Source organism: Streptomyces sp. NBC_00670 (assembly GCF_036226765.1).
Taxonomy (GTDB): domain Bacteria; phylum Actinomycetota; class Actinomycetes; order Streptomycetales; family Streptomycetaceae; genus Streptomyces.
Genome location: NZ_CP109017.1, coordinates 4,743,659 through 4,765,086 on the forward strand (window position 1 = coordinate 4,743,659; position 21,428 = coordinate 4,765,086).

General features: G+C 70.4%; 16 protein-coding genes. 8 read left to right on the forward strand and 8 right to left on the reverse strand.

Annotation, left to right across the window (positions count from 1 at the left end):
- Nucleotides 1-5: 5 nt before the first annotated feature.
- Complete coding sequence (locus OIE12_RS21185; protein WP_329137626.1) at nt 6-782, reverse strand: succinate dehydrogenase/fumarate reductase iron-sulfur subunit; 777 nt, start codon at nt 780-782, stop codon at nt 6-8.
- A gap of 152 nt (nt 783-934) precedes the next feature.
- Here OIE12_RS21185 and OIE12_RS21190 point away from each other — a divergent pair, with 152 nt between their 5' ends.
- Nucleotides 935-2,191, forward strand: coding sequence for an RNA-guided endonuclease InsQ/TnpB family protein (locus OIE12_RS21190; RefSeq protein WP_329142111.1), 1,257 nt, complete (start codon nt 935-937; stop codon nt 2,189-2,191).
- Here the strand turns inward: OIE12_RS21190 and OIE12_RS21195 are convergent.
- The 3 genes from OIE12_RS21195 to OIE12_RS21205 all read right to left on the reverse strand — a co-directional run bounded on the left by OIE12_RS21195 (nt 2,157) and on the right by OIE12_RS21205 (nt 5,290).
- Nucleotides 2,157-4,115: a fumarate reductase/succinate dehydrogenase flavoprotein subunit gene (locus OIE12_RS21195; RefSeq protein WP_329137628.1), complete on the reverse strand. Its 1,959-nt coding sequence runs from the start codon at nt 4,113-4,115 to the stop codon at nt 2,157-2,159. The two genes, OIE12_RS21190 and OIE12_RS21195, sit on opposite strands and share 35 nt — an antisense overlap.
- Nucleotides 4,116-4,184: 69 nt before the next feature.
- A complete protein-coding gene (locus tag OIE12_RS21200; RefSeq protein WP_329137631.1) occupies nt 4,185-5,021 on the reverse strand; it encodes a hypothetical protein in 837 nt (278 codons plus the stop codon).
- On the reverse strand, nt 5,018-5,290 hold the full coding sequence (locus OIE12_RS21205) for a hypothetical protein (RefSeq protein WP_329137633.1): 273 nt from the start codon (nt 5,288-5,290) through the stop codon (nt 5,018-5,020). The genes OIE12_RS21200 and OIE12_RS21205 overlap by 4 nt, the downstream gene beginning before the upstream one ends.
- Before the next feature lie 337 nt (nt 5,291-5,627).
- On the opposite strand from OIE12_RS21205, the gene OIE12_RS21210 reads away from it, so the two are divergent.
- From OIE12_RS21210 to OIE12_RS21240, 7 genes are all read left to right on the forward strand, one after another.
- Entirely contained in the window at nt 5,628-7,910 is a 2,283-nt protein-coding gene (locus OIE12_RS21210) for an ABC transporter family substrate-binding protein (protein ID WP_329137635.1), read from the forward strand.
- 596 nt (nt 7,911-8,506) lie between these two features.
- Nucleotides 8,507-10,423: a translational GTPase TypA gene (gene typA, locus OIE12_RS21215; RefSeq protein WP_329137637.1), complete on the forward strand. Its 1,917-nt coding sequence runs from the start codon at nt 8,507-8,509 to the stop codon at nt 10,421-10,423.
- A 648-nt stretch (nt 10,424-11,071) separates the two neighbouring features.
- Nucleotides 11,072-12,691, forward strand: a complete 1,620-nt coding sequence (locus OIE12_RS21220; protein ID WP_329137639.1) for a peptide ABC transporter substrate-binding protein — start codon at nt 11,072-11,074, stop codon at nt 12,689-12,691.
- 162 nt (nt 12,692-12,853) lie between these two features.
- Nucleotides 12,854-13,786 (forward strand): ABC transporter permease, encoded by a 933-nt coding sequence (locus OIE12_RS21225; protein ID WP_329137642.1) that lies wholly within the window; start codon nt 12,854-12,856, stop codon nt 13,784-13,786.
- Nucleotides 13,779-14,726 (forward strand): ABC transporter permease, encoded by a 948-nt coding sequence (locus OIE12_RS21230; protein ID WP_329137644.1) that lies wholly within the window; start codon nt 13,779-13,781, stop codon nt 14,724-14,726. The genes OIE12_RS21225 and OIE12_RS21230 overlap by 8 nt, the downstream gene beginning before the upstream one ends.
- 11 nt (nt 14,727-14,737) lie before the next feature.
- On the forward strand, nt 14,738-15,796 hold the full coding sequence (locus OIE12_RS21235; protein WP_329137646.1) for an ABC transporter ATP-binding protein: 1,059 nt from the start codon (nt 14,738-14,740) through the stop codon (nt 15,794-15,796).
- Nucleotides 15,789-16,937, forward strand: coding sequence for an ABC transporter ATP-binding protein (locus tag OIE12_RS21240; protein WP_329137648.1), 1,149 nt, complete (start codon nt 15,789-15,791; stop codon nt 16,935-16,937). The genes OIE12_RS21235 and OIE12_RS21240 overlap by 8 nt, the downstream gene beginning before the upstream one ends.
- 201 nt (nt 16,938-17,138) lie before the next feature.
- Here the strand turns inward: OIE12_RS21240 and OIE12_RS21245 are convergent, their stop codons facing one another.
- The 4 genes from OIE12_RS21245 to OIE12_RS21260 are packed head-to-tail and all read right to left on the reverse strand — an operon-like array spanning nt 17,139 to nt 21,146.
- The gene (locus OIE12_RS21245; RefSeq protein WP_329137650.1) at nt 17,139-18,131 is read right to left on the reverse strand and encodes an ABC transporter ATP-binding protein; all 993 of its coding nucleotides are present in this window, start codon (nt 18,129-18,131) and stop codon (nt 17,139-17,141) included.
- Entirely contained in the window at nt 18,128-19,129 is a 1,002-nt protein-coding gene (locus OIE12_RS21250; protein ID WP_329137652.1) for an ABC transporter ATP-binding protein, read from the reverse strand. The genes OIE12_RS21245 and OIE12_RS21250 overlap by 4 nt, the downstream gene beginning before the upstream one ends.
- Nucleotides 19,126-20,115, reverse strand: coding sequence for an ABC transporter permease (locus OIE12_RS21255; protein ID WP_329137654.1), 990 nt, complete (start codon nt 20,113-20,115; stop codon nt 19,126-19,128). Before OIE12_RS21255 ends, OIE12_RS21250 begins: the two co-directional genes overlap by 4 nt.
- Complete coding sequence (locus OIE12_RS21260) at nt 20,112-21,146, reverse strand: ABC transporter permease (RefSeq protein ID WP_329142112.1); 1,035 nt, start codon at nt 21,144-21,146, stop codon at nt 20,112-20,114. The genes OIE12_RS21255 and OIE12_RS21260 overlap by 4 nt, the downstream gene beginning before the upstream one ends.
- Nucleotides 21,147-21,428: the final 282 nt, after the last annotated feature.

Genomic DNA, 21,428 nt, shown 5'->3' on the forward strand with positions numbered 1-21,428 from the left:
GCGAGTCAGGCTCCCGACGACCGGCGGCGGATCTTCGACCCCAGCCACACCAGCGGGTCGTACTTGCGGTCCGCCGCCCGCTCCTTCAGCGGGATCAGCGCGTTGTCCGTGATGTGGATGCCCTCCGGGCACACCTCCGTGCAGCACTTGGTGATGTTGCAGTAGCCGAGCCCGTGCTCGTCCTGCGCGGTGCGCTTGCGGTCCAGGCCGGTGTCCTCGGCGGCGTCCAGCGGATGCATGTCCAGCTCCGCGACCCGCATCAGGAAGCGCGGTCCGGCGAAGGCCGGTTTGTTCTCCTCGTGGTCGCGGACGACGTGGCACGTGTCCTGGCACAGGAAGCACTCGATGCACTTGCGGAACTCCTGCGAGCGGTCCACGTCCTCCTGCATCATCCGGTACTCGCCCGGCGCCAGCTCGGCCGGCGGTACGAACGCCGGGACCTCCCGCGCCTTGGCGTAGTTGAAGCCGACGTCCGTCACCAGGTCCCGGACGACGGGGAAGGCACGCAGCGGTGTCACGGTGATCGTCTCGGCGCGGTCGAAGACGGACATACGGGTCATGCACATCAGCCGGGGCCGCCCGTTGATCTCCGCCGAGCACGAACCGCACTTGCCCGCCTTGCAGTTCCACCGCACCGCCAGGTCGGGCGCCTGGGTGGCCTGGATGCGGTGGATGATGTCGAGGACCACCTCGCCGTCGTTCACCTCCACCGAGAAGTCGGCGAGGCCGCCGCCGCGCACGTCGCCCCGCCACACCCGGAACCGGGCCTCGTAGCCGCTCATCGGACTCCTTCGAGGAAGCCCCGCCCTTCAAGGCGGAGAGGAATCGAGCCCCTGCGGAGCAGGGAAGTCCGGCTCGCCGCCAGGGCGAGCCGGTGTCTGCCGACTATTGGCCGGAACTCGTCACTCACTCGGAAACTGATAAGGTGCGAAACATGGTGCAGCGGGTAAAGCGGGCGTTTAAGTACCGCTTTTACCCTACGGACGAACAGGCAGCAGAGCTGTCCCGCACGTTCGGCTGCGTGCGTCTCGTGTACAACAAGGCCTTGGAGGAACGCACACGGGCCTGGTACGGCGAGCAACGCCGTATCTCCTACGTGCAGTCTTCCGCCGCGCTGACGCGGTGGAAGAAGACCGAGGAGCTGGCCTTCCTGACCGAGGTGTCCTCCGTCCCGCTCCAGCAGGCGCTGCGCCACCTTCAGGTGGCGTTCGGCAATTTCTTCGCGAAGCGGGCCAAGTACCCTCGGTACAAAGGCCGGAAGAAGACCCGCGCGTCGGCCGAGTACACTCGCTCCGCCTTCGCATGGCGTGACGGGGAACTGACGCTGGCGAAGATGACGGAACCGTTGAACATCCGTTGGTCGCGTCCGCTCCCCGAAGGGGCCAGGCCCACGACGGTGACGGTGTCCCGTGACAGCGCGGGACGCTGGTTCGTCTCGGTGCTCATCGAGGACACCCCCACGTCGGCGCCGGCCACCATGGACGCTGTCGGCATCGATGCGGGCATCACCTCGCTCGTAACGTTGTCGACCGGGGAAAAGATCGCCAACCCCCGACATGAGCGCCGGGACCGTGCCCGGTTGACCCGCGCCCAGCGTGAGCTGTCGCGGAAGGCGAAGGGCTCGACGAACCGGGAGAAGGCCCGGCGTAGGGTCGCCAAGGTCCATGCGCGGATCGCCGACCGGCGTCGCGACTTCCTGCACAAGCTGTCGACTCGACTCGTCCGTGAGAACCAAACGGTCGTGATCGAGGACCTCACCGTCCGCAACCTGCTGAAGAACGGCCGTCTCGCGCGCGCCATCTCGGATGCGGCCTGGACGGAACTCCGCATGATGCTGGAGTACAAGTGTGCCTGGTACGGGCGCGACCTCGTCGTGATCGACCGCTGGTTCCCCAGCTCGAAGTTGTGCGGGAACTGCGGCACGGTCCGAGAGAAACTGCCGTTGAACGTCCGCGAGTGGACGTGCGAGTGCGGCACTGTGCATGACCGCGACGTGAACGCGGCACGCAACATCCTGGCGGCCGGGCTGGCCGTGTCTGCCTGTGGAGACGGCGTAAGACCTCAACGGGAGTACCCCCGGACGGGGCAGTCGTCGGTGAAGCAGGAACCCCAGCGGGCGACCGCTGGAATCCCCCGCCTTTGGGCGCGGGAGGCAGTCAATCGTACAGCTCCTCCTCGGCCAGGTACTTGACCAGCTCCTCCTTCTCGAACAGGGCGAGCAGGTCCGGACGGATCGGTGTGGTGGTCTCGCGTACGAGCTCGATCTGGCCGCGCACCGGGTCGGTGGCCGCGAGTCCGCCGGTGGGGTCGGCGGGGCGGCACAGCAGGTTGACCGGGCGCCAGGCGTTGTCCATCTCCGGGTGGTCCTCGCGGGTGTGGCCGCCGCGCGACTCGGTGCGCTCCAGGGCCGCCCGCGCCACGCACTCGCTGACCAGCAGCATGTTCCGCAGGTCGAGGGCGAGGTGCCAGCCGGGGTTGAACTGCCGGTGCCCCTCGACGCCGGCCCGCCGGGCCCGTACCCGCAGCTCGGCCAGCTTCTCCAGGGCACGTTCCATCTCGGCCTGGCGGCGGATGATGCCGACCAGGTCGTTCATCGTCTGCTGCAGCTCCTGGTGGACGCCGTACGGGTTCTCCGGGGGCCGGCCGGCCCCCTCACCGTCCTCCTCGCCCGGCTCCGGGCCCTCCGCCGAGAACGGCCGCAGCGCCTCCGCCGCGGCCGCGTCGACCTGGGCGTCGTCCGCCACGGGACGCGCGTCCGCGTGGGATGCCGCGTGCTCGGCGGCGTGCCACCCGGCCCGCCGGCCGAAGACCAGCAGGTCGGACAGCGAGTTGCCGCCCAGCCGGTTGGAGCCGTGCATGCCGCCGGCCACCTCACCGGCCGCGAACAGCCCCGGCACCCCGCGCGCCGCCGCCGTGTCGGAGTCGACGGCGACGCCGCCCATCACGTAGTGGCAGGTGGGCCCGACCTCCATCGGCTCCGCCGTGATGTCGACGTCCGCCAGCTCCTTGAACTGGTGGTACATCGACGGCAGCCGCCGCCGGATCACCTCGGCCGGCATCCGCGTCGACACGTCGAGGAAGACCCCGCCGTGCGGGGAGCCGCGGCCCGCCTTGACCTCGGCGTTGATGGCCCGCGCCACCTCGTCGCGCGGGAGGAGTTCGGGGGGCCGCCGGTTGTGGTCCGGGTCGTCGTACCAGCGGTCGGCCTCCTCCTCCGACTCGGCGTACTTCTCCTTGAAGACGTCCGGGACGTAGTCGAACATGAACCGCTTGCCCTCGGAGTTGCGCAGCACCCCGCCGTCGCCGCGCACCGACTCGGTGACGAGGATGCCCTTGACCGACGGCGGCCAGACCATGCCCGTCGGGTGGAACTGCACGAACTCCATGTTCACCAGCGGCGCCCCCGCGAGCAGCGCCAGCGCGTGTCCGTCGCCCGTGTACTCCCACGAGTTCGACGTCACCTTGAAGGACTTGCCGATCCCGCCGGTCGCGATCACCACGGCCGGGGCCTCGAGGACGAAGAAGCGGCCGGACTCGCGCTCATAGGCGAAGACACCGGCGACGTTGCCGTCCGCGTCCTTGAGGATGCGGGTGACCGTGCACTCCTGGAAGACCTTCAGCCGGGTCTCGTAGCCGCCGGTCTCCTTCTTGTCCTCCTGCTGGAGCGAGACGACCTTCTGCTGGAGCGTGCGGATCAGTTCCAGGCCCGTGCGGTCGCCGACGTGCGCCAGGCGCGGGTACTCGTGCCCGCCGAAGTTGCGCTGCGAGATGCGGCCGTCGCCCGTACGGTCGAACAGCGCGCCCCAGGTCTCCAGTTCCCACACCCGGTCCGGGGCCTCACGGGCGTGCAGCTCGGCCATGCGCCACTGGTTGAGGAACTTGCCGCCGCGCATGGTGTCGCGGAAGTGCACCTGCCAGTTGTCGCCGGAGTTGACGTTGCCCATCGCGGCGGCGATGCCGCCCTCGGCCATCACCGTGTGCGCCTTGCCGAACAGCGACTTGCAGATCACCGCCGTCCGCGCGCCCCGCTCGCGCGCCTCGATCGCGGCGCGCAGCCCGGCGCCCCCGGCACCGACGACCACGACGTCCCACTGCTGCCGCTCCACCACCGTCATAAAGAATCCTGTTCAGTCGCCGAGAGTTCAGAAGTGGGCTCGGAGGTCTCAAAAGTGGGCTCGGGAGTCTCAGAAGAAGCGCGGATCGTCGAAGACCCCCGACGCCACCAGGTACACGTAGAAGTCCGCGACCGCCACGCTCACCAGCGACGCCCAGGCGAGCTGCATGTGCCGGGCGTTGAGCTTGCCCACGAACTGCCACGCCCGGTACCGCACCGGATGCCGGGAGAAGTGCCGCAGCTTGCCGCCGACGATGTGCCGGCAGGAGTGGCAGGACAGGGTGTACGCCCAGATCAGCGCGATATTGGCCAGGAAGACGAGGGTGCCGAGCCCCATGTGGCCCCAGGCGTAGTGCGCGTCGCGGAAGGAGAGGACCGTGTCGTAGGTCAGGACGCCCGCGACGAGGATGGCCGCGTAGAAGAAGTACCGGTGGACGTTCTGGAGGATCAGCGGGAAGCGGGTCTCACCGGTGTACTTGGCGTGCGGCTCGGCGACGGCGCAGGCGGGCGGGGAGGCCCAGAAGCCGCGGTAGTACGCCTTGCGGTAGTAGTAGCAGGTCAGCCGGAAGCCCAGCGGGAAGATCAGGATGATGATCGCCGGGGAGATGCCCCACCAGCCGCCGAACAGGTCCCCGTTGGGCCCCGCGTGCATCGGGCGGCACCGCTCGGCCAGGCACGGCGAGTAGAACGGCGAGACGTACGGGGCGGCGTAGTAGTCCGTGTCGGCGAAGGCCCGCCAGGTCGAGTAGACGATGAAGGCGAGCAGTCCGGCGGCGGTGGTGGCGGGCGCCAGCCACCAGCGGTCGGTGCGCAGATGGCGGACGCCGATCGCGGCGCGCGTACCGCCGCGCACGCCGCCGCTGCTCGGCCGGGGTTCCGTGGCGGGGGGCTCGGTACCGGTCGTCACCTGAGCCCCTCGTCGTCCGAGTCCGTCCACAGGGTGCTGTCGTACGGGGTGTCGGGGATCGTCAACAGCGGTGGGCGGAGCGGGCGTTCGGGTTCGGGGGCGGACTCGCGCAGCAGGGCGACGCTCTCGCGCAGATGGTCGGCGTCGGCCCGGACCCGGCGCATCTCCAGGCCGCCGGAGGAGCCGAGCTGCTGTTCCAGTCGGCGCAGCGACCTGACCAGGTCCTCGACACAGCGCTGAACGGTCGTCAGTTCGTCCTGTACGGACATGGGCGTGACCTCATTTCCGCGGGCCTTCGGGGCAGGGCCTGGGGGCGGCACGTACACGCGCCTGCGAGTGTCGCGCGTCACAGTGCGCCCTGGGAACCCGTGTGCACGGATTGACGGCGCGTGCGGTGGTGCCGGGCGCGCGGGGCGGTGTGCGAGCCGGGGCGGGTGCGCGGGGCGCGGGGCGCGGTGGGCCGAACGGGTGGGGTTCGGCGGGGGCGGCCGCCGTGTCGCTTGGGCGGGACCCGGCCCCGGCCATCTGATCGGAGGAGCCGACAAGAACGACAAGAGTGATGAAAGTGCCGAAGTCGAAGACGACGGACCACCGGAGGTGGCAGTGATGTCCCACGACGGCGTCCGGCCGCGCGCCCTGCGGCGCTCGGTCGCGTTCCTCCTCGCGGGCGCCCTCACGGTGTCCGCGCTCTCCGCGTGCAGCTCCGACGAGAAGGAGAACCGGCCACTGGCCGGCCAGGACATCGCCCCGGCCGCCCGCGCCCTCGTCGCCGACGGCGGCACCCTGCGCTGGGCGGTGGACGACGTGCCCGCCACCCTCAACACCTTCCAGGCGGACGCCGACGCCGCCACGAGCCGCGTCGCCGGTGCCGTACTGCCGTCGCTGTTCCGGCTCGACGCGCGGGGCCGGCCGCAGCCGAACCCCGCCTACCTGGAGTCGGCGAAGGTGGTCGACACCGAGCCGAGGCAGGTGGTCCTGTACCGGCTCAACCAGCAGGCCGTCTGGAGCGACGGCCGCGAGATCGGCGCCGCCGACTTCGCCGCGCAGTGGCGCGCCCTGTCCGGCAAGGACAGCGCGTACTGGACGGCCCGCAACGCCGGGTACGACCGCATCGCGAAGATCGAGCGCGGCCACGACGACCTCGAGGTGAAGGTCACCTTCGCCCGCCCCTACGCCGACTGGAAGTCGCTGTTCACGCCGCTGTACCCGAAGGAGGTCATGGGTACGCCGGACAGCTTCAACGACAGCGCCCGCAGCAGGCTGAAGGTGACGGCCGGGCCGTTCGCGCTGAAGAAGGTCGACCGCGAGGACGACGAGGTCACCCTCGTCCGCAACCCGCGCTGGTGGGGCTCCCCGGCCAAGCTCGACAAGATCGTGCTGCGGGCGGTCCCGCGCGACGAGCGGATCGAGGCGCTGGCCGAGGACAAGGTCGACCTCGCCGAGGTCGACCCCGACGACGCCGGCGAGATCACCGCCGCGCACGGCACGAGGAGCGGGGCGCCGTCGCAGGGGGCGGCGGGCGCGAAGGCGAAGAAGGACGCGCACAAGAAGAAGGAGGACGGCAAGGCGAAGGGTAGGACGGACGACGAGGCCAAGGGCGAGGACGAGAGCGGCGACCGGAGTGACGAGAAGAGCGACGGCAAGAGCGACGACAAGGGCGACGGCAAGAGCGACGGCAAGAGTGACGAGAAGGACGAGGCCGGGGCCGCCGCGCGGCGGAAGGCGCTGCGCCGGTACGTCGTCCGCAGCTCGCTCGAACCCGCCTACACCCAGCTCGCCCTCAACGGCTCCGAGGGCGCCCTCGCCGACGAACGGGTCCGCCGGGCCGTCGCCCGCGCCCTGGACCGTACCGAGCTGGCGGCGCTCGTGCTGAAGCCGCTGGGACTGCCCGCCGTGCCCGTCGGCAGCCACCTCGCGCTGGCCGGGCAGCCGGCGTACGAGGACAACAGTGGCGCGCTCGGCGGCCAGGACGCCAAGGAGGCCCGGGCACTGCTCGCCGACGCGGGCTGGGTGCTGGGCGGCCCGGTGAAGAAGGAGAAGAAGGACAAGGGCACGGCGGGGGGCAAGGCCGAGAAGGACGACAAGAAGTCCGACGAGGGCGACGACGACGGCACGTACATCGTCGGCGAGGACGACAAGCCCGGCGAGGCGGAGGGCTCCGGGAACGGCGACGGCTCCGGGCGCTCCGAGGAGCGCGCGGCCCGGTCCGCGGACGGCAAGCAGTACCTGGGCGAGCCCGGGACGGCACGGCGGGGCGGGGCCCCGGGCGCGTACGCCCCGAAGGGCACCGCGGCCCCGGCCCGCGCGGCCGACGCCGTACTGGCCAAGGACGGCGAGGCGCTGTCGCTGCGGTTCGTCCTGCCGTCGGGGCCGGGGTCGGCCTCGCTGCGGGCGGTGGGGAAGCGGATCGCGGAGATGCTGCGGAAGGTCGGCATCAGCACGAAGATCACCGAGGTGCCGGACGACAGCTACTTCAAGGACCACATCGCGTCCGGCGAGTACGACCTCGCGCTGTACTCCTGGCCCGCGACGGCGTTCCCGGCGACGGACGCGCGGCCGGTCTACGCGAAGCCCGTGCCGGGGGAGGACGGGGAGCTGAAGGTCGAGCAGAACTACACGCGGGTCGGTACGGACCAGATCGACCAGCTGTTCGACGAGGCGCTCGTCACGCTGGACCCGGAGAAGGAACGCGAGCTGATGCGCAAGGCGGACTCCCGCATCTGGGCCGGCGCGGCCTCCATCCCCCTCTATCAGCGCCCGCAGCTCACGGCGGCCCGGCCGAGCCTGGTCAACGTGGGTGCGTTCGGGTTCCGGTCGCCGGTGTACGAGGACATGGGGTACGCGACGAAGACCCCTGATCCGTCGGCGCCGTCCGCCACGTCGTCCTGACGCGGGTGGGTGGGGGGCGGCGGCCGGGTTCTCGCCCCCGCCGCCCCTACCCTTCCCATCCCTTCAAGGGGCTCCGCCCCTTGGACCCCGGGGGGCTCGGGTGGGTTCGGTGCGTGGGGGAGTGCGGGCGGGTGGGGTTTGATCGCGCAGTTCCCCGCGCCCCTTCAAAAGCAGGGGGCACCCTCCGCTTTCAAGGGGCGCGGGGCTGTATCGATCTGCGGCTCCGCCGCGTGGGCGCGACGAACCACGACGCACCCGCACCCCCGTTTTTTCGGGGGCGCGGGGAACTGCGCGACCAGCCACGACGGCCCCGCACTCGCCAACGCACCCCAGACTCCCGAGCACTCAGGCGCCCCCCGCCGGACGGCACACGCAGCCCCCGCCCGGAGGTCCCCCGTGCCCCCGCCCGGAGGGCACCCCGCACCCCCGCCCGGAGCGCACCCGGGGGTCGGAAGGGGAGCCCTTCAGGCCCGGACGGCCCGGGCCGGTGCCGGCACGTACCATGGTGTACGGCCGAGGCGTGCAATGCCCGGCATGGCCGGCGCGACACTGACGGACACGCCGGCCGTCCTCAATCCCGGGAGATACGCCTCACCATGGCTGTGACTGCTACGCGTCACGACATCCGCAACGTCGCCATCGTCGCCCACGTCGACCACGGCAAGACCACCCTCGTCGACGCCATGCTGAAGCAGGCCGGCGCCTTCGCCGCCCATCAGCTCGACCAGGTCGACGACCGGGTCATGGACTCGAACGACCTGGAGCGTGAGAAGGGCATCACGATCCTCGCCAAGAACACCGCGGTGAAGTATCACCCGAAGGCCGGCGGGGACCCCATCACCATCAACATCATCGACACCCCCGGCCACGCCGACTTCGGCGGCGAGGTCGAGCGCGGTCTGTCGATGGTGGACGCGGTCGTCCTCCTCGTCGACGCCTCCGAGGGCCCGCTCCCGCAGACCCGGTTCGTGCTGCGCAAGGCGCTCCAGGCCCGCCTGCCCGTGATCCTCTGCATCAACAAGACCGACCGCCCCGACTCGCGCATCGACGAGGTCGTGAACGAGGCGTACGACCTCTTCCTCGACCTGGACGCCGACGAGGAGCAGATCGAGTTCCCGATCGTCTACGCCTGCGCCCGCGACGGCATCGCCTCCCTCACCAAGCCCGAGGACGGCACCGTCCCGCAGGACAGCGACAGCCTGGAGCCGTTCTTCAGCACCCTGCTGGCGCACGTCCCGGCCCCCACGTACGACGAGAGCCTGCCGCTCCAGGCGCACGTCACCAACCTGGACGCCGACAACTTCCTCGGCCGTATCGCGCTGCTCCGCGTCGAGCAGGGCGAGCTGCGCAAGGGCCAGACGGTGGCGTGGATCAAGCGCGACGGCACCGTCGCCAACGTCCGCATCAGCGAGCTGATGATGACCGAGGCGCTCACCCGCAAGCCCGCCGAGAAGGCCGGCCCGGGCGACATCTGCGCCGTCGCCGGCATCCCGGACATCATGATCGGCGAGACCCTCGCCGACCCCGAGAACCCGATCGCGCTGCCGCTGATCACGGTCGACGAGCCGGCGATCTCCATGACCATCGGCACCAACACCTCGCCGCTGGTCGGCCGCGGCGGCACCGGCAAGGGCGCCGACGCGAAGGCCGCCGTCAAGGACCGCAAGGTCACCGCCCGCCAGGTCAAGGACCGCCTCGACCGCGAGCTCATCGGCAACGTCTCGCTCCGCGTGCTGGACACCGACCGTCCGGACGCCTGGGAGGTGCAGGGCCGCGGCGAGCTGGCGCTGGCCATCCTCGTCGAGACGATGCGCCGCGAGGGCTACGAGCTGACCGTCGGCAAGCCCCAGGTCGTCACCAAGGAGATCGACGGCAAGGTGCACGAGCCGGTCGAGCGCATGACGGTCGACGTGCCCGAGGAGCACATGGGCGCGGTCACGCAGCTCATGGGCGTCCGCAAGGGCCGCATGGACAACATGTCCAACCACGGTTCCGGCTGGGTGCGCATGGAGTTCGTGGTGCCCTCGCGCGGTCTGATCGGCTTCCGTACGGAGTTCCTGACGCAGACCCGCGGCACGGGCATCGGCCACTCCATCCACGAGGGCCACGAGCCCTGGTTCGGCACGCTCACCACGCGCAACAACGGCTCCCTGGTCGCCGACCGCTCCGGTGCCGTCACGGCGTTCGCCATGACGAACCTCCAGGAGCGCGGCGTGCTCTTCGTGGACCCGGGCACCGAGGTGTACGAGGGCATGATCGTCGGCGAGAACTCGCGCTCCGACGACATGGACGTCAACATCACCAAGGAGAAGAAGCTCACCAACATGCGCTCCTCCACGGCCGATGTGACGGAGTCGATCGTGCCGCCGCGCAAGCTGTCCCTCGAGCAGTCCCTGGAGTTCTGCCGCGACGACGAGTGCGTGGAGGTCACCCCGGAGGCGGTCCGCATCCGCAAGGTCGTCCTCGACCAGCGCGACCGCGCGCGGGCGGCGAGCCGGGCCAAGCACGGCTGATCCCCGCCCCCACCGCACCGGCGACGCCGGGCACTCCGCACCGCGGGGTGCCCGGCGTTTCCGTTCATTCGGGCAGGACGGCGCACGGGAGGGAATGAGACGAGCGGAACATAGGGAAAACCCTCTGCGACGGGTCCGGACCGGACCAGCGGCCTCCGTTCACCCGTAGCCTTTTCAGTGACTGCCCGGCGCAGGTCCCCCGGCAGTCGCGGACGGGCCCGGATGAAGCGCGTCACAGTACGCCCCGCGTCGGCCTCACCTCTGCGAGTGACGGCCCTGCACAGTGGGTAGGGACGCCGCAACCCATTTTCTCCTGTGATTCCCCTCTGGTTGTCCGGAATGCGGACACTCCACGCCGATAGATGTGTAACAAGTCCGTTTCGGAGTGATCTTTCACCAAACCCTTTGTCCGTATTTCGGAAGAAGTGGGCGCTAGGTGTGATCGAACCGAGACCTTTGAGGTGTGGTTCGGTTCCAGCCGATGGCAGATAGTTAGGCGCGTAGATGCTCGGAGCGAAGGGTCACGCGTCGGTAGGCCGGCGGCGACTCGCGAGCGGTGGGGGCACCTGACCATTGCAGGCACCGGTGACGGAGCCATGGCCTGTGCCCCACCATGCGGTGAACCATTGGACTCATGAGGAGGAACCCATGCGCGGTGCCAAGAGCGCCAAGTGGGTCGCGATAGCCGCGGTAGTGGCACTGGGTGCCACCGCCTGTGGCGGTGGCAACGACGACGGCGACAGCAAGGCCGCGGCCGACCCGAACGGCAAGTTCTCGGTCGAGGTGGGTGAGCCGCAGCACCCGTTGCAGCCGGCGAACACGATGGAGTCCAACGGCAGCATCGTTATCAAGTCGCTCTTCTCCGGGCTTGTCGACTACGACTCCAGCGGCAAGATCGTCATGGTCAACGCCCAGTCGGTCGACACGAAGGACAACAAGACCTTCACGGTCAAGCTGAAGTCCGGCTGGAAGTTCCACGACGGCACCCCGGTGACCGCCACGTCGTACGTCAAGGCGTGGAACTGGGCCGCCAGCCCGGCCAACAAGCAGACCAACAGCTTCTGGTTCTCCGACATCCAGGGCTACGACGACGTCGCCCCGGCCAAGGGCAAGGCCAAGGCGGACACCATGTCCGGGCTGAAGGTCGTCGACGACAACACCTTCACCATCACGCTGTCGAAGCCGATCCCGTACTTCGTGTACAAGCTCGGCTACGAGGTCTTCGACCCGCTGCCGGAGTCCTTCTACAAGGACCCGAAGGCCGCGGGCGAGCACCCGGTCGGCAACGGCCCGTACAAGTTCGTCAGCTGGCAGCACAACAAGCAGATCGAGGTCGCCAAGTACGACGGCTACAAGGGTCCGAACGCCGCCAAGAACGGCGGAGTGGTCTTCAAGAACTACTCCAAGCTCGAGACGGCCTACCAGGACCTGAAGTCCGGCAACCTCGACGTGATGCGCCAGGTCGCCCCGCGTGACCTGCCGGTGTACAAGCAGGACCTCGGCGACCGCGCCGTGGACCAGTCGTACTCCGCGATCCAGACCATCGCCGTCGCCTTCTACACCAAGCAGTGGAAGGACATCGACCCCAAGGTCCTCCAGGGCCTGTCGATGGCGATCGACCGCGACACCATCACCAAGACCGTGCTTCAGGGCACGCGTGAGCCCGCCACCGGCTGGGTCGCCAAGGGTGTCCTCGGCTACCAGCCGGACGCCGCCGGCGACATCACCAAGTACGACCCGGCCAAGGCCAAGGCCCTCATCAAGGAGGGTGGCGGCGTCCCGGGCAACAAGATCTCCATCCAGTACAACGCGGACGGCGGTCACAAGGAGTGGGTGGAGGCCGTCTGCGGCTCCATCACCAAGGCCACCGGCGTGAAGTGCACCGGCGACTCCAAGCCCGACTTCCAGTCGGACACCAACGCGCGTGACAACAAGCAGGTCAAGTCGCTGTACCGCTCCGGCTGGGTGCTGGACTACCCGTTCATCTCCAACTTCATCCGCGACCTGTTCGGCACCAAGTCCGACGGCAACCAGGGCGGCTTCTCGAACAAGAAGGTCGACGACCTGATCGCCAAGGCCGACGCCGCCGGCACGCTGGAGGAGTCGGAGAAGCTGTACCAGCAGGTCGAGAAGGAGCTGGTCAACTACATGCCGAGCATCCCGCTCTGGTACTACAAGGTCAACGCGGGCTACTCGGAGAAGGTCTCGGGCGTGAAGTACGCCCAGGACGGCGACCCGATCCTGACCGGCATTCAGGTCAAGAAGTAACCGCTGACGACAGTGTGAGCCGTGCCGCACCCGCGCGGGGTGCGGCACGGTGTCGGCCGGAAGGCCGGGGGGCCCTTTTCGCCGCGTACGTACGGAATCCGTAGGGGAAGCCGCTCGTATGGGGCGAAAGGGGCCTGCCGCTGTAACTGACATGGAGGCACCATGGGGCGCTACGTCGCGCGGCGACTGCTCCAGATGATCCCGGTCTTCATCGGGACGACCCTGCTCATCTTTCTGATGGTCTACGCCCTGCCCGGCGACCCGGTGCGTGGGCTTTTCGGCGACAAGGGCGCCGACCCGGCGGTCCTCAAAGCGCTGCGGCACGAGTACGGCCTGGACCAGCCCGTCCTGGTCCAGTACTGGCACTACATGAAGGACATGGTCCTTCACCTCGACTTCGGCACGGAGATCGCCAGCGGCCGCCCGGTGACCGAGATCCTCGGTGACGCCTTCCCGGTGACCCTGCGTCTGGCCGGCATGGCCTTCGCCATCGAGGCGGTCCTCGGCATCGTGCTCGGCGTCATCTCCGGCATGCGCGCGGGCAAGGCGGTCGACACCGTCATCCTCGTCGTGACGCTGCTGCTGATCTCGATCCCGATCTTCGTGCTCGGCTACATCTTCCAGACGGTGTTCGCCTTCAAGCTGAACCTGCTGGATCCCTCGGTGAGCGACGCCACCGATTACAGCCAGCTACTGATGCCCGCCATCGTGCTGGCCAGCGTCTCGCTCGCGTACGTCGCACGGCTGACGCGTACCTCGGTGGCGGAGAACCTGCGGGCCGACTACATGCGCACGGCCATCGCCAAGGGGCTGCCGCGCCGCCGCGTGGTCGGGGTGCACCTGATGCGCAACTCGCTCATCCCGGTCGTCACCTTCCTCGGTACCGACCTCGGCGCCCTGATGGGCGGCGCGATCGTGACCGAGGGCATCTTCAACATCCACGGCGTCGGAGGCACGATCTACCAGGCGATCATCCGCCGTGAGGGCACCACGCTGGTCGGGCTGGTCACCATCCTCGTCCTCGTGTACCTCTTCTGCAGCCTGATCGTCGACCTCCTCTACGCGGTTCTGGACCCGAGGATCCGTTATGCCTGAGCTGACCACATCGGCCGACGAGGCCACGAAGGACGCGGCGGCCGCCGCCGCCGGCGCCCCACTGCCCGAACCCAAGCCGGAGAAGACCCGCAGCCTGTGGGGCGACGCCTGGCTGGACCTGCGCACCAACTGGATCTTCATCCTCTCCGCGGTGCTCATCCTGCTGCTGCTGGTGATGGCGGCCTGGCCGGGCCTGTTCACGAACGCCGATCCGAACAACAAGGACCTGGCCAACCACTATCTCCAGCACCCGCACTACGGCAGCGTGTTCTCGGCCGACTGGCTGGGCTACGACGCCCAGGGCCGCAGCGTGTACGCCCGCGCCATCTACGGCACCCGTGCCTCGCTGCTCGTGGGCGCCGGCACCACCGTCGTGGTGGTGCTCTTCGGCGGCCTGATGGGCATGATCGCCGGTTACTTCGGCGGCTGGATCGACGCCGTGCTGTCCCGGGTGACGGACATGTTCATGGGCATCCCGTTCCTGCTCGGTGCCATGGTGGCCCTGAACTCCTTCACCGACCGCTCGATCCCGGTCGTCATCGGAGCCCTGGCCTTCCTCGGCTGGACACAGACGGCCCGTGTGATGCGCGGTTCCGTCATCACCGTCAAGTCGACGGACTACGTCCAGGCGGCCAAGGCACTCGGTGCCGGAACGGGGCGCATCCTCTTCCGCCATGTGCTGCCCAACGCGGTGGCGCCGGTCATCGTCGTCGCCACCATCTCGCTCGGCATCTACATCGGTGCCGAGGCGACGCTGTCGTTCCTGGGCCTCGGCCTGGACGGCGTGTCGTGGGGCAACGACATCTCCGACGGCGGCAACTCGATCCGGGTCGCGCAGTACATCATGCTGTACCCGTCGATCATGCTCAGCATCACGGTGCTGGCGTTCATCATGCTCGGTGAGGCCGTCCGCAACGCCCTCGACCCGAAGACGCGCTGAGGGAGGCGTACGTGACCACCATCGAAGAGACCACCCCCGTGCCGTCGCCCCGCGACGCCGGGGCCGACGGCGGGCCGCTGCTCGACGTGCGCGACCTGCACGTGGAGTTCCACACCCGCGAGGGCGTCGTCAAGGCCGTCAACGGCGTGAACTACAGCGTCGGCGCGGGCGAGACCCTCGCCGTGCTGGGCGAGTCCGGCTCCGGCAAGTCCGTGACCGCGCAGGCGATCATGGGCATCCTGGACATGCCGCCCGGGAAGATCCCCCAGGGCGAGATCCGCTTCCGCGGGCAGGACATGCTCACCATGTCCGCCGAGGAGCGCCGCAAGATCCGCGGCCGCCGGATCGCGATGATCTTCCAGGACGCGCTGTCCTCGCTCAACCCGGTGCTGACCGTCGGCTACCAGCTCGGCGAGATGTTCCGCGTCCACCAGGGCATGTCCAAGAAGGACGCCAAGGCCAAGGCGATCGAGCTGATGGACCGGGTGAAGATCCCGGCCGCCGCGGCCCGGATCAACGACTACCCGCACCAGTTCTCCGGCGGTATGCGCCAGCGCATCATGATCGCCATGGCGCTGGCCCTGGAGCCGGAGCTGATCATCGCCGACGAGCCGACCACGGCCCTCGACGTGACGGTCCAGGCCCAGGTCATGGACCTGCTCGCGGAGCTCCAGCGCGAGTTCAACATGGGCCTCATCCTGATCACCCACGACCTCGGCGTCGTCGCCGACGTCGCGGACAAGATCGCCGTGATGTACGCGGGCCGGATCGTCGAGCAGGCGCCCGTGCACGAGCTGTACAAGCGCCCGGCGCACCCGTACACCCGCGGTCTGCTGGACTCGATCCCGCGCCTGGACCAGAAGGGCCAGGAGCTCTACGCGATCAAGGGCCTGCCGCCCAACCTGCTGCGCATCCCGTCCGGCTGCGCCTTCAACCCGCGCTGCCCCAAGGCCCGGGACATCTGCACCACCGAGGTGCCGCGCCTGTTCCAGGTCACCGAGCAGGACGGCACCGAACTGCCGGGCCGCGCCTCGGCGTGCCACTTCTGGGAGGAGACGATCCATGGCTGAGCTCAGCAAGAACGACGAGCGGCAGGACGCCACGCCGAACGTCTCCAAGGTCGAGACGGCGGACACGCACTCCGAGGCGGAGTCCGTCGCCGCGCTCGAGGCACCCGTCGGCCGCGGCGAGCCGATCCTTCAGGTGCGGGACCTGAAGAAGCACTTCCCGCTGACCCAGGGCATCCTGTTCAAGCGGCAGATCGGCGCGGTCAAGGCCGTCGACGGCGTCTCCTTCGACCTGTACCAGGGCGAGACGCTGGGCATCGTGGGCGAGTCCGGCTGCGGCAAGTCGACGGTCGCCAAGCTCCTGATGAACCTGGAGCGGGCCACGGCCGGCGAGGTCTTCTACAAGGGCCAGGACATCACCAAGCTGTCGGGCCGCGCGCTGACCGCCGTGCGCCGCAACATCCAGATGGTGTTCCAGGACCCGTACACCTCGCTCAACCCCCGTATGACGGTGGGTGACATCATCGGGGAGCCCTTCGACATCCACCCGGAGGCGGCACCCAAGGGCGACCGCCGCCGCCGGGTGCGCGAGCTCCTGGACGTCGTCGGCCTCAACCCCGAGTACATCAACCGCTACCCGCACCAGTTCTCCGGCGGTCAGCGCCAGCGCATCGGCATCGCCCGCGGCCTCGCGCTCAACCCGGAGATCATCATCTGCGACGAGCCGGTCTCCGCGCTGGACGTGTCCGTCCAGGCGCAGGTCATCAACCTGATGGAGCGACTGCAGGACGAGTTCAACCTGTCCTACATCTTCATCGCGCACGACCTGTCGATCGTCCGGCACATCTCGGACCGGGTGGGCGTGATGTACCTCGGCCGGATGGCCGAGATCGGCACGGACGAGCAGATCTACGAGCACCCGACGCACCCCTACACGCAGGCGCTGCTCTCCGCGGTGCCCGTGCCGGACCCCGAGGAGCGCGAGGGCCGCGAGCGGATCATCCTCACCGGCGACGTCCCCTCACCGGCCAACCCGCCCTCCGGCTGCCGCTTCCGCACCCGCTGCTGGAAGGCCCAGGACAAGTGCGCCGAGCAGGAACCGCTGCTCGCGATCCCCGAACGCTTCAAGGGCACGACCACCCCGGCAGCCCACGAGTCGGCCTGCCACTTCGCCGAGGAAAAGGACATCGTCGGCGCGGCTTGAGGGTTCGCACGTTCGCGGCTGGGTTCCCGGCACCCCTGCATGGGGGTCGCCGGGAACCGGTGCGTTCGGGGGGCGCGAGCGGGGGTCGCGCCCCTGGAGGGGCGCGGGGAACTGCGCGAGCAACCACGACGCACCCGTACCCGCCCCGCAAGCCACACCCCCCCGAGCTCTGACGCGCCCGCGCCCGGCGCCAACCCCACGTCACGCCGGGGTCCGCGCCCGCGCCCAGTGGCAGGCGACAGCCGCCTCCGGGCCGCCGCCCAGGACTCCCGGGTCCTGCGTACGGCAGGCGCCCGCCACCCCCGCCCGCTCCGCCTCCCCGCTCGCCAGCACCGGACAGCGGGCGTGGAACCGGCAGCCCCCCGGTATCTGCGAGGGATCCGGCGCCTCCCCGGCGAGAACCACCGGCTCGCCGGGAGAATCCGGCAGCACCGACAACAACGCCCGCGTGTACGGATGCCGCGGCGCCGACAGCACCTGCTCGACCTCCCCGGTCTCCACGATCCGCCCGAGGTACATCACCGCCACCCGGTCCGCGATGTTCCACGCGAGCCCCAGATCGTGCGTCACGACCAGCGCCGAAAGACCCAGTTCGTCGCGCAGCCGCAGCAGCAGCGCGAGGATCTCCCCACGCACGGACGCGTCAAGGGACGCCACCGGCTCGTCGGCGACGATGAGTTCGGGCTCCAGGACGAGCGCCCCCGCGATCACCACCCGCTGCCGCTGCCCCCCGGACAGCTCGTGCGGATGACGCAGCAGGAACCGCTCGGGCGGCCGCAGCCCCGCCCGGGACAGCGCCCCGGTGACGGCGGCCCGCTCGTCCCCGGCGTACCCGTGGATGCGCAGCCCCTCGGCGACCGCGTCGTACACCGTGTGCCGCGGATTGAGGGAGCCGGAGGGGTCCTGGAGCACCAGCTGCACCCGCCGCCGGTACGCCTTCAGCGCCCGGGAGGAGTACGTGAGCGGCGCCCCCGCGAACGTGACCTGCCCGGACGTCGGCCGGACCAGACCGAGCAGCGCCCGCGCCAGCGTCGTCTTGCCGCACCCGGACTCGCCGACGAGGGCCACGATCTCCCCGGCCCCGATGTCCAGTTCGACGCCGTCCACCGCACGGGCCGGGGCGGCGCCGTGCCGTCCGGGGAAGGTGACGTGCAGCCCCCGTGCGCCGAGCAGGGGCGGGGCAGTCGTCGTCATGTACCGCTCCTCGTCTCCCCGGCGACCGGAGCCGCCGGTCCCGGCACGGCCGGCCGTACGTGCACGCACGCGGCCCGGTGTCCCGGCGCCGCCTCCCGGGGCGCCGGGTCCTCCTCCGCGCACCCCGGCAGCGCCACCGGGCAGCGCGGGTGGAACGCGCAGCCGCCGGGCAGCGCGGCCGGGTCGGGCGGGTCGCCGGCCAGACCGCGCGGGGCGAAGCGGGAGGCCGGGTCGCCGATGCGCGGGAAGGCCGCCGACAGCGCCCGGCCGTACGGATGCCGGGCGTGTTCGTGCACCGTCCGGGCGGGCCCCTCCTCGACCACCCGCCCCGCGTACATCACCGCCAGCCGGTCACAGGTGTCGGCGAGCACCGCCAGATCGTGGCTGATCATGATCAGCCCCACGTCCTGCTCCGCGACCAGCCCTTCGATCAGCCGCAGCACCTGCGCCTGGATCATCACGTCAAGGGCGGTGGTCGGCTCGTCCGCGACGATCAGCCGGGGATCGCAGGCCAGCGCCATGGCGATCATCACGCGCTGGCGCTGCCCGCCGGACAGCTCGTGCGGATACGCCGAGGCCCGTGCGGCCGGCAGTCCCACCTGTTCCAGCAGTTCCCCGGCCCGGCGCCGGGCCGCGGCCCCGCTCTCCTTGCGGTGCAGCAGGATCGGCTCGGCGATCTGGTCGCCGATGCGGTGCACGGGGTTGAGGGAGTGCATCGCCCCCTGGAAGACGATCGAGGCACCGGCCCACCGCACCGCCCGCACCCGCCCCCACCGCATCGTCAGCACGTCCTCGCCGTCCAGCAGGACCTCCCCGGTGACCCGGGTCCCGGCCGGGAGCAGCCGCAGCAGGGCGAGCGCCAGCGTGGACTTGCCCGAGCCCGACTCGCCCGCCACCCCGAGCTTCCGCCCGGCCTCCAGGGTCAGGTCGACGCCCCGTACCGCGGCCGCCCCGCCCGGATACGTCACCCTGAGGTCCCGCACGTCCAGCAGCGTCAACGCGTCACTCCCAGCCTGGGGTTGAGGACGGACTCCACCGCGCGCCCGCACAGGGTGAACGCCAGCGCCACCACGGCGATGGCGATGCCCGGCGGCACCAGGTACCACCAGTCGCCGGAACTGACCGCGCCCGCCTCGCGCGCGTCCTGGAGCAGCCCGCCCCAGGACACCACCGACGGATCGCCGAGCCCGAGGAAGGCAAGCGTCGCCTCGTTGAGGATGGAGAGGGAGACCATCAGGGTGGTCTGGGCGAGCACCAGCGGCATCACGTTGGGCAGCACGTGCCGGGACATGACGTGCCAGTGCCCGCCGCCGAGCGCCTTCGCGCGCTCGATGTACGGCCGCGACTCCACCGCCAGCGTCTGGGCGCGGACGAGGCGGGCCGTGGTCGGCCAGGACGTGACGCCGATCGCGAGGACCACCGTGCCGAGCGAGCGGGACATCACGGTGGCGAGCGCGATGGCGAGGACGAGCGTGGGCATCACCAGGAACCAGTCCGTGACGCGCATCAGCACGGTCGCCCACGCGCCCCGGAAGTGCCCGGCGGTGATCCCCACAAGGGCGCCGATCGCCACCGACAGCACCGCGGCGAGCAGGCCCACAAGGAGCGAGACCCGTGAGCCCCAGACGACCAGGCCGAGCAGATTGCGGCCGTACCGGTCGGCGCCCAGCGGGAACGCGCCGCTCGGCCCCTGGAGCGGCCGGCCCGGTGCGTCGGTCACGCTCGACACGTCGGAGCCGACCGTCAGCGGCGCGGTCAGTGCGACCAGCGCGAACAGCACGAGCACGGCCAGGCCGACCAGTCCTGAGCGGTGGGTGCGGTACTGGCGCCAGAACCGGGCGGCGGCCCGGCGCCGGCGCTGCCACGCGAGCGCGCGCGGGCCGGCGCCGGGGCGGGGGCCGGGGCCGGGGCCGGTGGCGATGTCGGGTTCTGTCTCCGGCTCGGGGTCCGGCCCGGCGGGCGGGGGAGTGGCTTCGGTCGTCATCGGCCCACCCGGGGGTCGAGCAGCGGATACACCAGGTCGGCCAGCGTGTTCATGATGATCACCGCCGAGGCGAAGAAGAGGAACAGACCCTGCACCAGCGGCAGATCGGGCACGCTCAGCGCCTGGTAGAACAGGCCGCCCAGCCCCGGCCAGGAGAACACCGTCTCGACGAGGATCACCCCCGCGACCGTCCGGCCGAGGTTGACGAAGACCAGGGTCACCGTCGGCAGCAGTGCGTTCGGCACCGCGTGCCGGCGCCGTACCAGGTCGTCCCTGAGCCCCTTGGCGCGCGCGGTCGTCAGATAGTCGCTGCCCATCTCGTCGAGCAGCGCCGAGCGGGTGACCAGCAGGGTCTGCCCGTACTCGACGGCGACCAGCGTGACGACGGGGAGGACGAGGTGGTGGACGACGTCCAGGACGTGGCCGAAGCCGTGGGTGCCGGCCGACTCCATGCCGCCGGTCGGGAAGAGCCCCGGGATCGGGCCGGCGCCGACCGAGAACACGATGATGAGCAGCAGGCCCAGCCAGAACGACGGCACCGAGTACAGGGTCAGGGCGAGGCCCGTGTTCAGACGGTCGCCGAGCCGGCCGTGGCGCCAGGCGGAGCGGGTGCCGAGGGTGATGCCGAGGGCGGTGTAGAGGACGAAGGCGGTGCCGGTGAGGAGGAGGGTGTTCGGCAGGGCTTCGGTGATCTTGTCGAGTACGGGGGTGCGGAACTGGTAGGAGGTGCCGAGGTCGCCGGTGAGGGCCTTGGCGCAGTAGTCGGTGAACTGGTGCCAGAGGGGGAGGTCGAGGCCGAATTCGCGGCGGTACGCCGCGAGTTGCCGCGCGGAGGTGGGGCGGCCGCCGGTCATCGTCTTGACCGGGTCGCCGGGGATGAGGCGGAAGAGGAAGAAGCCGGTGACGAGGACGGCGAGGAGGGAGACGAGGGCGCCGGCGAGTTTTCCGGTGACGTAGCGGAGGTAGGCGGTGGGGGTTGTCGCGCTGCGCGCGGGCTTCGACGTGGGGGTGTCGGTGTCGCGGACCGGCACGGGGCCGGCGCCGGCGGTCACGGTCGCCTCCCGGCGGGGCTTGGCATGTTTTGTTCGCCCCCGCCGCCCCTACCCGTCCCGTCCTCAACCTGGGGGCTCCGCCCCCAGGCCCCCCGGGGGGTGGAGGAGCCGGGGGTGGGTGGGAAGGGCTCGGGTGGGTGGGGCCTTCTCGCGCAGTTCCCCGCGCCCCTGAAGGGGCGCGGTTGCTCGCGCCCGCGGGGCGGAGCCGCAGATGGACACAGTCCCGCGTCCCTGCTTTTAAGGGGCGCGGGGAACTGCGCG